Source organism: Acidithiobacillus sp. AC3, assembly GCF_050261095.1.
GTDB classification, from domain to species: Bacteria; Pseudomonadota; Gammaproteobacteria; order Acidithiobacillales; family Acidithiobacillaceae; genus Igneacidithiobacillus; species Igneacidithiobacillus copahuensis.
The window spans coordinates 1,471,580-1,485,372 of sequence record NZ_CP189838.1 but is presented as its reverse complement, the minus strand read 5'-3'; the positions used below and the strand labels follow the sequence as shown (position 1 = coordinate 1,485,372).

At 60.2% G+C, this 13,793-nt stretch carries 13 protein-coding genes and 1 other RNA gene; 3 read left to right on the top strand and 11 right to left on the bottom strand.

The features are described 5' to 3' along the window. Positions 1-480: 480 nt before the first annotated feature. Both ACQAYK_RS07510 and ACQAYK_RS07505 read right to left on the bottom strand, forming a co-directional pair. The gene (locus ACQAYK_RS07510; protein WP_215872809.1) at positions 481-810 is read right to left on the bottom strand and encodes a type II toxin-antitoxin system RelE/ParE family toxin; all 330 of its coding nucleotides are present in this window, start codon (positions 808-810) and stop codon (positions 481-483) included. After that, on the bottom strand, positions 807-1,049 hold the full coding sequence (locus tag ACQAYK_RS07505; RefSeq protein ID WP_215890308.1) for a ribbon-helix-helix domain-containing protein: 243 nt from the start codon (positions 1,047-1,049) through the stop codon (positions 807-809). Before ACQAYK_RS07505 ends, ACQAYK_RS07510 begins: the two co-directional genes overlap by 4 nt. Before the next feature lie 231 nt (positions 1,050-1,280). Here ACQAYK_RS07505 and ACQAYK_RS07500 point away from each other — a divergent pair, with 231 nt between their 5' ends. Beyond that, positions 1,281-1,610, top strand: a complete 330-nt coding sequence (locus ACQAYK_RS07500; RefSeq protein WP_215872974.1) for a helix-turn-helix domain-containing protein — start codon at positions 1,281-1,283, stop codon at positions 1,608-1,610. A 25-nt stretch (positions 1,611-1,635) separates the two neighbouring features. Here the strand turns inward: ACQAYK_RS07500 and ACQAYK_RS07495 are convergent, their stop codons facing one another. The 7 genes from ACQAYK_RS07495 to ACQAYK_RS07465 all read right to left on the bottom strand — a co-directional run bounded on the left by ACQAYK_RS07495 (position 1,636) and on the right by ACQAYK_RS07465 (position 8,249). Then, on the bottom strand, positions 1,636-1,875 hold the full coding sequence (locus ACQAYK_RS07495) for a DUF3375 family protein (RefSeq protein ID WP_483167383.1): 240 nt from the start codon (positions 1,873-1,875) through the stop codon (positions 1,636-1,638). Between the two features lie 14 nt (positions 1,876-1,889). Then, positions 1,890-2,651 (bottom strand): Fic family protein, encoded by a 762-nt coding sequence (locus ACQAYK_RS07490; RefSeq protein ID WP_483167382.1) that lies wholly within the window; start codon positions 2,649-2,651, stop codon positions 1,890-1,892. After that, the gene (locus ACQAYK_RS07485) at positions 2,648-2,905 is read right to left on the bottom strand and encodes a hypothetical protein (RefSeq protein WP_215872977.1); all 258 of its coding nucleotides are present in this window, start codon (positions 2,903-2,905) and stop codon (positions 2,648-2,650) included. The genes ACQAYK_RS07490 and ACQAYK_RS07485 overlap by 4 nt, the downstream gene beginning before the upstream one ends. A gap of 164 nt (positions 2,906-3,069) precedes the next feature. Continuing rightward, entirely contained in the window at positions 3,070-4,113 is a 1,044-nt protein-coding gene (locus ACQAYK_RS07480; protein WP_483167381.1) for a Fic family protein, read from the bottom strand. A 361-nt stretch (positions 4,114-4,474) separates the two neighbouring features. Next, positions 4,475-4,841, bottom strand: a transfer-messenger RNA (tmRNA) gene (ssrA, locus tag ACQAYK_RS07475). A 63-nt stretch (positions 4,842-4,904) separates the two neighbouring features. After that, positions 4,905-7,460: a DNA mismatch repair protein MutS gene (gene mutS, locus ACQAYK_RS07470; protein WP_483167380.1), complete on the bottom strand. Its 2,556-nt coding sequence runs from the start codon at positions 7,458-7,460 to the stop codon at positions 4,905-4,907. Positions 7,461-7,550: 90 nt separating this feature from the next. After that, complete coding sequence (locus tag ACQAYK_RS07465) at positions 7,551-8,249, bottom strand: Bax inhibitor-1/YccA family membrane protein (RefSeq protein WP_483167379.1); 699 nt, start codon at positions 8,247-8,249, stop codon at positions 7,551-7,553. A 204-nt stretch (positions 8,250-8,453) separates the two neighbouring features. Here ACQAYK_RS07465 and ligA point away from each other — a divergent pair, with 204 nt between their 5' ends. After that, positions 8,454-10,472 (top strand): NAD-dependent DNA ligase LigA, encoded by a 2,019-nt coding sequence (ligA, locus tag ACQAYK_RS07460; protein ID WP_215873159.1) that lies wholly within the window; start codon positions 8,454-8,456, stop codon positions 10,470-10,472. A 58-nt stretch (positions 10,473-10,530) separates the two neighbouring features. Here ligA and ACQAYK_RS07455 read toward each other — a convergent pair whose 3' ends face one another. Beyond that, positions 10,531-11,322, bottom strand: a complete 792-nt coding sequence (locus tag ACQAYK_RS07455; protein ID WP_226827447.1) for an alpha/beta fold hydrolase — start codon at positions 11,320-11,322, stop codon at positions 10,531-10,533. 289 nt (positions 11,323-11,611) lie between these two features. Beyond that, positions 11,612-13,042: a cryptochrome/photolyase family protein gene (locus ACQAYK_RS07450; RefSeq protein WP_255789458.1), complete on the bottom strand. Its 1,431-nt coding sequence runs from the start codon at positions 13,040-13,042 to the stop codon at positions 11,612-11,614. A gap of 114 nt (positions 13,043-13,156) precedes the next feature. On the opposite strand from ACQAYK_RS07450, the gene ACQAYK_RS07445 reads away from it, so the two are divergent. After that, positions 13,157-13,792, top strand: coding sequence for a phospholipase D family nuclease (locus tag ACQAYK_RS07445; protein ID WP_215873160.1), 636 nt, complete (start codon positions 13,157-13,159; stop codon positions 13,790-13,792). Position 13,793 lies beyond the last annotated feature (1 nt).

Here is a 13,793-nt window from a genome sequence, read left to right as displayed (position 1 = left end):
AAAGATTCCGTGATCTGCACTCGCAGGCGGGTTAGGGCAACTGTTACAGTCAAAGGAGGGCATACCCACCAAAATACTGCATAGTTTGAGGCAATGCGAGCAGTCGTTTCTTATCTTGGCTACTACCCAAGCACGTAACAAGGTCCGGCCGGGCGAGGAATGCCGACTGCAGTGTAAGGCGAGTACATATTTCAGCGCCTGCTCGAACATCCGCAGCAGTGCATCGTAAAAGCATTCCTCGTCCATGCCGCAACCGGCCAGAAAGTCGAATACTTCTTCGCATCGGTTTGAACTATTAAGTACTGCTTAACAGTTGCCTCGTGCGTCAACTCCTTGTCGGAGTAACTGCGCTTCAAGTGCAGACTGATGGCGGGCACTGACTCATCGCAGAGCGTGGCAGGCCTGGAAATAGGCTTCCACGCTATCGAGCACCTGCTGTTGGTCGATTTTTGGTACGAAGGCGCTCATTGCCCATCCCTGTCACACGTCATCAGGCTCCTGCATCCACGCCGGAATATCCCGATGGCCATGCAGCACACGCCAGACATCGATGTGGTTCGGGTGCTCAACATAAAACACGAGGTGCGGGTAGCGTGTCAGCGGCCAAGTGCGCAGGCCCGGCAGGTTCAGTTCGTGGGCGTAGCGGGGTGATTCAGTGGCGGGGTAACGAGCGATGTGGCCGTAGGCCTTCTCCAGTGCATCGATGAAACCGAGCGCCACGGCTTCACCCGCCGCATTCAAATGGTAGGCGACCGCCTCGTCCACATCCCTGTTGGCCTGCTCACGCGGGATGACTGGCTTGGCCTTCACGCCTTGGCAGCGGGTTTGGCAGCCTTGCGTATCTGATCTCGCATCCCGTCGAAGTAACTGGCATCGGCGGGCCCCGCCGGGGCAGATGCTACTCCGGCCAACAGCAAGCCCCGCAGTTGCAGACGGTCCTGGTCCTTGCGGATCAGTTCGCGCAAGTACTCGCTGCTCGTGCCATAGCCGCGCTGGCTGACCTGTTCATCCACGAAGGACTTCAGAGTGTCGGGGAGAGAGATGTTCATCGTACTCATGGCGCAAGTGTGGGTTCTTTGGCAAAATTTGGCAAGACCCGTATTCCACCCGTATTCCACCCTACCGAAAGAAGGCCTCCATACCCGACCCGAACAACTGTCTGCGCTAATGGGATCTGGTTGATTTCGTCGTTCACCCGGACGTGCAGCATCGTGGAGTGAGCCATGATCGAATCCTCCGTATAATTCCTTCTCATGATGACGCTGGTTGAGACCCTTACGATGCTGACTGAAAAGGAGTTGCTGGAGCGCGGCGCCGGGCGAGACATTGGGGCGGAACTGCTGGAGTCCGTTCGCCAGATGAAGGCAGGCAAGCGCGGCGCTGTTCATGCGGTTGACGTGCCCCAGGTAGTACAGGCGCGTATCCATGCCGGGCTATCCCAATCCCAATTTGCAGCACTCATGGGGGTGTCTGTCCGTACCCTTCAGGATTGGGAGCAGGGACGGCGTAACCCTTCCGGCGCGGCCTGCACATTGCTGCGGATCGCCGCAAAGCATCCTGAAGTGATCCGGGAGATGCAGGCGGATTGGGTTCTATCGCCATGCCTTTAGGATAGATCCCGAAAGGCCGCAACCTTCACCGGAGATGTTTTGATAATAACCAGATGCAACGCAGGCGCTTGGAGATACGCGATGCGAGAGCGACGGCGCCGTGGTGGACCTCGTCCAGGACGGCCTGAGACAGATTGCGGACACTGGGCACGATGAACACCCAGTGCAGAAAACCGGCCACCAGCGGCGCGTGATGTGCGCACAGCAAACGCCACGCTGGGTGGTTCTGGCGGAGCAGCTCTAATGTGGCGTAGTCCAGTGCCATATCTTTCCCCAGTCTTATCCATCGCCATGCTGCGCCAGCCACTGGCGGCCTTTGTCGGTCAAGCGGTATTTCTGCAAGCGGCTGTTGGGTTTGTCGGGAATGGTCATCTCAATCAGGCCGTCGTCCAGAGCCGGTTTGAGGTAGCGCTCGCGGAAGGATTTGCGGTCCGAAAGCCCCAGGGCGGATTGCAGTGCCTCGCGGCCCATCTCGCCCCGGATCGCCGCCAGCAGTTCGCCGACTTGGGGGGTGACTTGAGGGCTAACTTGGGGGGCGGAGGTGGTCACGGTATCCAAAATCATCCGCAGCATGAAGGCGATGAAGGGTGCGGAGTCGGTCTTTTGGGTGCTTTCCTGCAAGGCTTGGTAATACTCGGCCTGGTGCTCGAAGATCAGGCTTTCCACTGGAATGTTGGCGAACAAAGGATTCCAGTGTGCCAGAATCAGGCTCTGCCACAGCCGTCCCATGCGGCCATTGCCGTCGGCAAAGGGGTGGATGAACTCAAATTCGTAGTGAAAAACCGAGCTGGCAATGAGCGGATGGACGTCTGTGGCTGCCAGCCAGCCGAAGAGGTCCGCCATCAGATGCGGTACCCGATCTGCTGGCGGGGCCATGTGAATCACCTGCTGGCCTGCCATTACCCCCACGCCGCCATGCCGATACAGCCCTGCCTCATCGATCAGGCCGGACATCAAAATCCGGTGCGCCTCCAGCAAGTCTTTTTCCACACTAGGCTTCCAGGTGTCGAAACGGTCGTAAGCGGCCAAGGCGTTTTTCACTTCCTGCACCTCGCGGGGCGTGGCGGGGCGATGACCCGCTTGCCCTCCAGAATCGCGGTGATCTGCGCCTCGCTCAGGGCGTTGCCCTCGATGGTCAGCGAGCCATGGATGGTGCGGATGCGATTGATGCGCCGCAGCCGCAATGCTCTCGCCTGGTCAGTGAGCACGGTTAACCGCCCGATAGCTTCGCTAATCGCGGCGACCCGGTTCAGGATCTCTGGGGTGATGGTATAGGGCGGCTGGTTAGCGCTCATGCGGCGGGCGATACGGTCCGCGCAGCAGATCGGCGACAGACCAAATGAAGTTGGCGAGTTGTTGGAAATTGGCGCTCATGGATGCGTCCTGAAATGCGAGAGGTTTGGTTGGGCTGATATCGCCCAATTACCGCAGATATGACAAAAGTTGTCCGATAGCATCTTCATGGCCTCGGCCCCGTTTGTTCCCATTTGGCCGCACGGCCTTTGCCCGTTGGCGTGATCAGCCCTTCGGCTTTCATGGCGCGCAAGACGACGCGGACCATGTCGCGGCTGATGCCGGGGCAGGCTTCTTCGATTTCGGAGATTGAGAACGGCAGGTTGCGCTTGAGAATTTCGGCGCGCACACGGTCGCCCTTGGCGCCGCGCCCGCGTTCGATGGTGCCGACGCGTTCCTCGAATTCCTTGTAGGCCCGCAGCAGAGCCCCCCAGAAATAGTCCAGCCACGGCGCGATATCGTGGGCACCGTCATGCCAGCCCTGCGAGCTGGCCTCCAGTGTTTCGTAGTAGCTCTCTTTCGACTCTTCGAAGATGCGCTCCAGGCTGATGAAGCGGCCCACGGCATAGTCAAAGTGGTAGAGCAATTGCAGGGTGAGCAGCCGCGCCATGCGGCCGTTGCCATCTGGGAAGGGGTGGATGCAGAGGAAATCGAGGATGGCCAGCGGCACCAGCACGAGGGGGTCGGCAAGGTGCTGATCCAGTGCCGTGCGATAGCGCGCGATCATGTTTGTCATTGCCATGGGCGTGAGATGCGCCGCCACTGGCCGGAAACGGATGCGTGAGCTGCCATCGGGGTGACGCTCGACGATGTCGTTATTCGTGGCTTTCCAGTACCCGCCCGGCTGTGGCATGTAGCGATACAGAATGCCGTGAAGTTGCAGGACGGTGCCCTCTGAGAAGGGCATTTGCTCGCCGCTTTCGTGGATCAGACCCAGCGCGTCACGGTAGCCTGCCACCTCTTGCTCGGAGCGGCTTTGCGGCGTGGCGTTTTTGAGCACCAGTGACTTTAGGCGGTGCGCCGCGACCACTACGCCCTCCAGGCGGTTGGATGACTCGGTTGACTCCACCACGGCCACCTGCCGCAAGTCGCTCAACACCTCGGGCGACTGCGCCACGTATAGCTGCTGCTTGCCCCGGTACTCGCCCAGAGCGCGCAGCGTCGCCAGTTGCTGGGCATCAAAGCGCAGCTTGGCGAGGTAGTCGGGCAAGAGTGAGTGCATGAAGGGTTTCGGGAGCCGTAAATGGGGTAATCGTACCCTGAATTGGGGTAAATAACCATTCCATTGCCCCGATAAATAAATGATTATCCTATTCGGCAGCGCTTGGCTTTTTGATCGTTCCGCGCGTGAATAGTGACGCGATCAATCAACCCGGAGCCTGCCATGACCACCCAGTCCACCGCCCTCGACCGCAGGCCAAACAGAGAATAGAGACGGCTCTGGCCGAGAAAGTGGTCGATTCGGGGCGTTTTGACAGATGCCCACCCGTAGCACGGATGGCCGGAACCCCGCGTGGCGCGGGGATTTCAGGCAAGAAAAAGGGCCCGGAGATTATCCCAGCCCTTCAATTTGGTGGAGGCGGCGGGAATTGAACCCGCGTCCGCAAGACCTAGACCACCGGATCTACATGCGTAGTTTGTCTATTGGGTTTTAACCCGGCGCGACTCCGACAAACAGGATGCGCACCCAGCGATTCGGCTTTACTTTAATGCGGGACCCACCGACCAGATCCGGCACGATTCCATGTTTCGTCGACCCCCCGCAGGCCTTGCGGCCACCGGACCCATGGACAAACCCGGGCGGAGGGCTCACTGCTTACGCAGCGAGGGCGTAATTGCTGTCGTTGGCAATTATGAATCTGCGATCAGTTTTAAGAGCGAACCGCAGCTCTGCATGCACCGAAGGCTTCGCGACCTGCGTCGAAGCCGGTCGCCCCCTTGTTACGCGTTAGACTATACCCCTGCTGGGCAAGTTCCGAAAGAGACGCCAAGCTTGGCGTCTCAGTCGCTCTCTTCGACGAGGCGACGCAGTCGGAACAACGCCTCCAGGGCAGCACGGGGACTGAAGTCCTCGGGATCAATTTCCCGTAAGGCTTGAATCGCCGGGTGTGGTGCATCGATAAAGAGGGATAATTGCTGTGTGGTGCTTTGGGGCTCTGCGATGGGGGCGCGCGCTGGATCTTCCAGGCTCGCCAGACGCGCTCGTGCGCTCTGCAGAACGGTATCCGGCAAGCCGGCCAGGCGGGCAACTGCCAGTCCAAAGCTTTGCGTTGCCGGTCCATCCTCGATCTGATGGAGGAAGGTGACGCGGTCGTTGGCTGCCAAGGCATCGACATGGACGTTTGCCAGCAATGGATGCTGCATCTCCGTCAGCTCGAAGTAGTGCGTGGCGAAGAGGGTATAACTCCCTTTGCGTAGCAGCTCCTCGGCGGTGGCCCAGGCAATCGCGAGGCCATCGTAGGTAGCGGTACCGCGTCCAATCTCATCCAGAATGATCAAGCTCTGTGCCGTTGCCAGATGGAGGATCTGCGCGCTTTCCTGCATCTCTACCATAAAGGTCGAGCGTCCGCCGGCGAGGTCGTCGGCGGCACCAATGCGGGTAAAAATCTGATCCACCGGACCCAGCCGCGCCGCTTGCGCCGGAACCCAGCAGCCAATGTGGGCCAGAAAGACGATCAGCGCCACCTGGCGCATGTAGGTGGATTTGCCGCCCATGTTGGGGCCGGTGATCAGCAGCGTACGCCGCTCGTCATGCAAGTGCAGATCGTTGGGGACAAAGTGCGCGCCCAGCTCGACCTCCACCAACGGGTGTCTCCCCGCTGCAATCTCCAGCACCGCCTCGTCGCAAAATTCTGGCGCTATCCAGCGCAAGCTATGGGCCCGTTCGGCAAAATTGGCGAGCAGGTCCCACTGCGCGATTTCTGCGAGCACTTCCTGCAGGGCCGGAAGCTGTTTTGCTACCGTATGCAGAAGCTCCGTGTAGAGCGCCTTTTCGCGCGAGAGGGCGCGGCTTTCGGCAGACAAGACCCTATCTTCGATTTCCTTCAGGGTGACGTTACTGAAGCGCTCGGCATTTTTGGTGCTTTGTCGGCGTCGATAGTCGGCGGGTACCGGCCCCTCGTAGCTGCGTGGAATCTCGATGAAATAGCCGTGCACGCGATTGAACTGGACGCGCAGCTGGGCGATGCCGCTGCGCTCCCGTTCGGCCGCTTCGAGGTCTGCCAGCTCCTGCCCCACATTTTGCTCGGCGTGACGCAGGGCCCCCAACTCGGGATCGTAGTCATCGCGCAGATAGCCGCCATCGCGCTGGCTCAGGGGTAACTCGTCGACGAGGGCACGTTCCAAAAGACCTTGCAACTGCGCGAATCTTTCCAGATCTGCACTGGCGACCGTGGGGCTGGCAGATTCCTGGGCGGCTGCGATGGCAGCAAGGATCTCCGGCAGGCGCTGCAGAAAATGCCGCAACTGGCCCAGATCGCGCGGGCTGGCACGCTCCAGGGCAACGCGAGTCAGTACGCGCTCGATATCGGCAAGCCCATGCAGGGATTGCTGAAGATTTCGATACCGAGATCCTTCTACCAGCTGCGCAACCCGCTGTTGACGTATTAGAAGCTCCTCGCCTTGGCGTAGGGGTCGCAAGAGCCAGCGACGCAAAAGGCGCGCGGCCATGGGGGTTTGGCAATGTTGCAGCAAGCGCCAGAGGCTGGGACCGTCATTGTCCCGCCCGGCCAGAATTTCCAGGGAACGCAGCGCGTTGGCGTCGATTCCCAGGATTTCCGAGGGGCGCTCCGGAGTGATGCGCTGCACCTGGGCAAGGGAGATTTTGAGCCGCGATTCGGCATAGTCGAGGACGGCGGCAGCGGCGCGCAACGCGAGAGGATGATCGGCAACCCCAAAACTGCCCAGACGGTTGCCGAAGTAGCGCTGCAGAATCCGCTCACTGATATTGTGCTGAAAAGATTTCTGGCTGATCTGCTGGCAGCGCTCTGGCGCCAAGCCGGAGAATATCTCTTGACCTTCCGGTAGCAGAATCTCCGCCGGCTGCAATTGCCGTAGACGATCGGCCAGAGCCGCCCGAGAAGCAAAATCCTGCACCCGCAACTCGCCGCTGGCGACGGAGAGCAGCGCCAAGCCCCAAGTATTCTCCGATCCTGGACAGAGGGCGGCCAGTAGCGATTCTTGCTCGGGTTCCAGCAGGCTGGCGTCGACCAGCGTACCAGGAGTCAGCACGCGGCTGATGGAACGCTCCACCGGCCCCTTGGCCAGCGCCGGATCGCCGATCTGTTCGGCAATCGCCACTTTGAGCCCGGCGCGTACCAGGCGCGCGAGGTAGGCCTCGGCGCTGTGGATCGGTACTCCCGCCATGGGAATGGGCGCACCGGCGCTTTGCCCGCGGGTGGTCAGGGCAATGCCCAGCAGCTCCGCAACGCGGCCGGCGTCCTCGTAAAACAGTTCGTAAAAGTCGCCCATACGAAAGAAGAGCAGGGCGTCGGGATTCTCGGCCTTGAGCGCCAGATACTGGCGCATGACCGGGGTATGCTCGTGCTTCGCGGTCATCGGGAACGGCACGCTACCTTGTCGTAGTACATTAATAGAAAACAAAAACCCCGATGGCAAAGCATCGGGGCGAGTTGCAACGCTATGCCGTCAATTTCGGCTCGTGCCGCCAAAGATCTCCAGCAGCGCCATAAAGAGGTTGATGATGTCGAGATACAGACCGACGACCAGCAACACCGGCTCCTGGATGCCACCCTGCACCATGCGCTGGGTATCAAAGATGATCAGACCGCTGAAGACAATGACCAGCACCCCGGCAATCGCAAGCTGCAGCGCGGGCATGTGCAGCAGGAACATATCCAGCAGGGAAATCAGGATGGCAAGGATCAGGCCTGTCATCAGGAATCCGGCCATATTGCTGAAGTTCCTGCGCGTGGTCATGGCGTAGGCGGAGAGGCCGATAAACATGACCGCGGTGGTCCCCAACGCCGTTGCGATGATCTGCGGTCCGTCGGGCATACGCAAATACATGGCAATGCCCGGACCCATCATCATGCCCATACCCGCGGCAAAGGCGAATACCAGAGGCACGGCAAAGGGGCTGCGATGCGCGCCGGTATACTGGACCGCAAAGAGCAGGATGAAGGAGCCGATCATCAGCAGAATGGGATGCTGATACGCAAACGGCGAGCTCATCCCATAGATCGAGGCAATGGCCGAAACCCCAAGGGTGGCGGCGAGCAAGCCGTAGGTCTTGGCCATGAGGCTACCACGGCTCAGGGCCGGCGCTTGATTCCCGTAGGGATTCATGCCGTCAGGAAACTGATAGGGCTTTTGATCATAGTTCATCGCGTGACTCCTGAAAAATACCGCTCTCTCCATGTTGTGGGCATCTGGTAGAAAACACAAGGGCCCAGCTTTTCAATTGCTTGGATTATAACGTCCGGCGGAAGGTTCCGTACAGTCGCAGCCATGGCATGCAGATATCCCAATTTTCGGCCAGGGACACAATCCCTATACTACGGACAGTAACTCGCCGAAAGAGACTCTCTTGTGGATGACGAAGCTTCCCGTTTGCGGATCGAAGAACTGCGCTCCTTGCTGCAGCAGGCCAATCAGGCCTATTACCAGAACGATGCCCCCATACTGAGTGATGCAGAGTACGATCGTCTCTTGCGCGAGCTGGGGCAGCTAGAGGAACGCTATCCGCAGTGGCGCCGCCCAGATTCGCCCACGCAACGGGTGGGTGCGGCCCCGGTCAGCGCCTTTGCCAGCGTCGCATATCGCATACCGATGCTGTCATTGGACAATGTCTTCGATGCCGAGGGCTTTGCCGCCTGGTGGAACAGGCTGGAGCGCGGGCTGGGGGATGGCCAAGCGATCCGCCTCAGTGCCGAGCCCAAATTCGATGGCCTCTCCCTTAACCTGCGCTACGAGGGAGGGGAGTTGGTGGCTGCGGGTACCCGTGGCGATGGCGTGCATGGTGAAGACGTAACCCACAACGCCCGCACCATTCGCAATCTCCCCTTGCGTCTGGCGGGGGAGGGCTGGCCGGATCTGCTGGAGGTACGCGGCGAGGTCGTCATTCCCAGCGCCGCCTTTGTGCGCCTGAATCAGGAACGCGAGGAAAATGGTGACGCTCCCTTCGCCAACCCACGCAATGCGGCGGCCGGCAGTCTCCGACAGCTCGATCCGCGCATTACTGCGCGCCGTCCTCTGGCCTTTTTTCCTTGGGGCTGGGGCGAAAGCTCTGCCTCGCTTGGGAACAGCCATCTCGCCATTTTGCAGCGTCTACAGGATTGGGGCTTTGCGCTGCTGCATGATCTGCTCCGACCGATAGACAGCCTGCAGGCTGCCGAAGACTACCAGCGAGAGATGGCCGGGCGACGGGATCATCTGGCTTTTGAAATCGACGGTCTCGTCTTCAAGCTGGACGATCTCAACGCGCGCGAGCGCCTCGGCTTTACTGCCCGGGCGCCACGCTGGGCGATTGCCTACAAGTTTCCCGCCCACGAAGAGACCACGGTGGTGCAGGATATTGTCGCTTCGGTTGGGCGCACCGGCGTAATCACCCCCGTGGCGGTTTTAGCGCCGGTAGAGGTTGCGGGAGTGATCGTCAGTCGCGCCTCACTGCACAATCTGGATGAAGTGCGTCGCAAAGACGTGCATATTGGTGATACGGTGCTGATCCGCCGCGCCGGTGACGTGATCCCCGAACTGGTGCAGGTCCTGCTCGATCGTCGTCCCGAGGCTGCAGCCGAATGGCAGATGCCCAGACACTGCCCCGTCTGCGGCTCAGAAGTCCTGCGGCTCGGTGACGAGGTCGCCTATCGCTGTACAGGGGGGCTGTTTTGTCCGGCGCAGCGAGTCGGTGCGCTGCTGCATTTTGCCTCGCGCAAGGCGATGGACATTCGCGGGCTGGGGGAAAAACTGACGCAGCATTTGGTGGATTCCGGAGTCGTGCGCACTGTCGCTGACCTCTACCGTCTCGATATCGATACGCTGATGAAAATGGAGCGCATGGGTCGGCGCTCGGCGGAAAAGCTCCTGGCGGAGCTGACCAACAGCAAAGACACGACCCTGCCGCGTTTTCTCTATGCTCTGGGTATTCCCCAGGTGGGCGAGACCACAGCACGAGCCCTGGCCGAGCAGTTTGGTGATTTGTCCGAGCTGATGGCCGCAGGTGAAGAGACGTTACAGACTGTACCAGATGTTGGCCCGGTGGTCGCTCAGGCCGTCGCCCACTTTTTCGCGCAGAGTCACAATCAGGAAGTCATTCGTGCTCTGCTAGCCGCCGGCATCCACTGGCCAGCACCGGCAGCCCCACAGGGCGGTATCTGGAGTGGCAAGCAATTCGTTCTGACGGGAACGCTGGAGCGCTGGACGCGCGACGAGGCCAAGGCGGAGATCGAGAAACGCGGAGGAAAGATCGTATCAGCGGTTTCCCAAAAGACCGACTACCTGGTTGTTGGCAAAAGTCCGGGCAGCAAGCTGGCGCAGGCCGAAAAGTATGGCATTCCGATCCTGGGGGAGGAGGAGTTCGCTAACGCCTTGCGGCAACAGGCGGAATAGAGCGTTGCGTCGCCGGACTCGTCGAGCCTGCGGCGAGAGGGCGGCATTGCGTTCTGTGCTAAGCAACTGAGTTTACAAGAGTTCTGTCGTTTTTGATGTGGGCAAAACTGCTCTCTACTGCAGCAAGGAGCTGTTGATCTGCACCTTGCAGGCGATGGTTTACGCCGGGCAGGGTTTGGATGGCCAGCGGCTGGGCTCGTGCCCGGTCGGCAAACTGAAAGCTCCGTTGTAGGGGAACGGCTTCATCCGCGGAGCCATGCAGAATGGTGACCGGAATCTCCAGGCGCGGAGGATCCTGCAGCACATCGTGACGCGCCGCATCACGCACGGCGTCGAAGCCGAGCTGATACACCGGGCCGTTGCTGCCGAGCGACCAATCGTGCAGCCCAGAATGTTGCCATGCCTGTTGCGCCTCTGGAGGGAGGGCAGCAAAGTAGTCCCGGATGAAGTTGTAGGCGGGGGCGATGAGCAGCAGGGCGCGGATGCGCTCAGGCCAGAGTTGGGCGGCACGGGTCGCTACCCAGCCGCCCATGCTCGAAGCAACGAGGAAAATCGGCCGGGACGGCAAGGCGTTTAGTATGGCTTCCACGTCTTCCAGATAGCGGGAGATGCTCAGTTCGGCAAAACTGCCGTCGGAGATACCCATGCCGCGATAGTCGAAGCGCAGCCATGACCTTTGATTTTGCTGCGCATGGCGGGCGAGAAGCTGCGATTTGCTGCCGTTCAAGTCGGAGGCAAAGCCCGGGAGAAAGACGCCGGTGACTCCCCGCCCGGAATCCTGAAAGTAACCGCGCAGGACCTCGCCATTGCGAACTGGAGTCTCGAAGGGGTTTTCCGTGGCAAGCTGCATGTGGCAAGCATGGCACAAAAAAAGGGGCTACAGAAAGCCCCAAAACCACAAAGGAGGAAAGAAACATGCGCTCGCGGTCAAAGTTGACCACGAGAGTCAATATTAGCATTTGCTCGATCTTCTTGCAAGAAACATCCCGACCGGTCGGAAAAAAAAGAGGGCGGCACCGGAAGGGGCCGCCCAAAACCACCAAAGGAGGAAGAAACATGCGCTCGCAACCATCACAGCTGCTTGCAACGATTTAGAACCAGGGGTCCTGGAAAAGTTCCTGAGTCCCCAACGGAAATTGTTACGTGTTGTTTACGGGCTCCGTCTTGATGGTGGCGAAGGCCGCGAGGGCGCGCTCCCGGGCCTGGTGATGGTCCACTAGAGGTAACGGATAGTCTTGCCCTAGCTTGATGCCCTTGGCCTGCACTTGGCCCGGATCGCTCCAAGGTTCCGGCAACAGCTTGTTTGGCAATGCGGCGAGTTCGGGCAGCCAGCGCCGCTGATAGTGCCCGTCGTCATCGAATTTTTGCGCCTGCAGTACCGGGTTGAAGACGCGAAAATACGGGGCGGCATCGGTGCCGCAACCCGCAACCCATTGCCAGGAGGCGTTGTTGCTGGCTGGACAGGCGTCGACCAGGGTATCCCAAAACCAGGCTGCGCCCTGCTGCCAAGGCAAGAGAAGATCCTTCACCAGAAAACTGCCCACGATCATGCGCACGCGATTGTGCAGGTAGCCGGTTTGCCAAAGCTCGCGCATACCCGCGTCGACAATCGGATAACCGGTTCGACCGTGTTGCCAGGCGCGCAGCAAATCATCGTCTTGCGCCCAGGAGAACTGCGCAAATTCCGCGCGCAGGGGGGTATGGGGTAATTCGGGAAAGTGATAGAGCAGGTGCCAGGAAAACTCGCGCCAGCCCAGTTCCGCGAGAAATTTGTCCGTCGCCTTACGCAGTTCGGGCTGGGCTGCAGCAACTTCCTGCAGGCGCTGCCAGATGCGCCGCGGGCTGATCTCTCCATGCGCGAGGTGCGGCGACAGACGGGATACCTTTTCTGCGGCGGGATAATCGCGGCCCTTGGCATACTCGGCCAAGTTATCCCGGATAAATCCCTCGAGACGCGCGCTGGCACCGTCCTCGCCGGGTTGCCAGTGCTCGAGAAAGCGACTGGCCCAATCCGGGGCCTTAGGTTCCCAGCCCCAGCTATCGGGCTCTTCTGACGCGGGAAGGCGCGAAGCCGCCCGTGCCTGCTGCGGCTGCGTAAAGGGCGCGTCGACGCTGATGTCGCGCAAAAAACGCTTCCAGAAAGGGCTGAAGACCTTGTAGGGAGCGCCATCCCGCAGGAGTTTCCAGGGTTCGCACAGGGTGTCACCGGCAAAAGATTCCGCCTGTACGCCGCGTTCCCGGAGAACGTCCTTGAGGCGAGCGTCATCGTCGCGTTGCTCTTTGGCGTAACGTCGATTCCAGAGCACCGCGTCGGCGCCACTGTGCTCGACAATTTCCTGCACGGTTTCCAGGCTGTTGCCACGCCGGCAGACCAGAGGTAACGACAGGGCAGCGAGGCGGGTTTCCAACGTGCGCAGGCTCTGCCGCTGCCACCACTGGTAGGCTGCTCCGCGCTCTTCGCGAGGATCGCTCAAAAATACCGGCAGCACCGGGCCGCGCGCTACCGCATGGGCAAAGGCCGGATGGTCATCGAGGCGCAGGTCATTGCGAAACAGCACGATACTGGTCACGGGGATCCCTCAGTGGCGATGGCAGGCCGCTATCCTAAAAATCGGTGCAAACAAGGTCTTGTCAATTCTGCGCCAGGCCGGGACAATGCTGCAAATTCGGTGGGGAGCGAAATCATGAACACTCTGCGCAGGGTCGCGTTTTTTGTGATCTTGTTGGGAATGGCCTCTGGCGCGTATGCGGTACTGGCTCCTGCAGACTCGCAATCGCTGCTGCATTCTGCTGGCGAACAACTGCGGGAGGCCGGCGCGACCCTGCCGCCATCCGCGACAACGATCGCTGCCCAAGGCACGATCGAAGTGTCTTTTTCTCCGCCACCGGGAACGACGGATGTGGTCGTCGGCGCCATGAACCAGGCGCGGCAGCGTCTGTGGATCCAGGCGTATAGCTTTACCAGCGCAGCGATTGCCAAGGCAGCGCTGGCGGCGCAAAAGCGGGGCGTCGAAGTGCGGGTGCTACTGGACAAGAGTCAACGTACGCAGAAATATTCCGAGGCCGATTTCTTTGCCAATCAGGGGATCAATACCCGCATCGACGATCAGCATGCCATCGCACACAACAAGGTCATGGTCATCGATGACGCCACGGTGATCACTGGCAGCTTCAACTTTACGAAGGCGGCGGAGCAGGCCAATGCCGAGAATCTCCTGGTGCTGCGCGGAAACGCAGCGCTCAATGCCCTGTATGCGCAAAACTTTCTGCACCACTGGTCGCACTCGACGCCGTACGCGCCGCGGCATGGAGCAGACTAGC

Bases quoted from the DNA above. Each gene is read 5' to 3' on its own strand.
- ACQAYK_RS07505 (WP_215890308.1), bottom strand. From the start codon at position 1,049: ATGAACATCTCTCTCCCCGACACTCTGAAGTCCTTCGTGGATGAACAG.
- ACQAYK_RS07500 (WP_215872974.1), top strand. From the start codon at position 1,281: ATGCTGACTGAAAAGGAGTTGCTGGAGCGCGGCGCCGGGCGAGACATT.
- ACQAYK_RS07495 (WP_483167383.1), bottom strand. From the start codon at position 1,875: ATGGCACTGGACTACGCCACATTAGAGCTGCTCCGCCAGAACCACCCA.
- ACQAYK_RS07485 (WP_215872977.1), bottom strand. From the start codon at position 2,905: ATGAGCGCTAACCAGCCGCCCTATACCATCACCCCAGAGATCCTGAAC.
- mutS (WP_483167380.1), bottom strand. From the start codon at position 7,460: ATGACCGCGAAGCACGAGCATACCCCGGTCATGCGCCAGTATCTGGCG.
- ACQAYK_RS07465 (WP_483167379.1), bottom strand. From the start codon at position 8,249: ATGAACTATGATCAAAAGCCCTATCAGTTTCCTGACGGCATGAATCCC.
- ACQAYK_RS07455 (WP_226827447.1), bottom strand. From the start codon at position 11,322: ATGCAGCTTGCCACGGAAAACCCCTTCGAGACTCCAGTTCGCAATGGC.
- ACQAYK_RS07445 (WP_215873160.1), top strand. From the start codon at position 13,157: ATGAACACTCTGCGCAGGGTCGCGTTTTTTGTGATCTTGTTGGGAATG.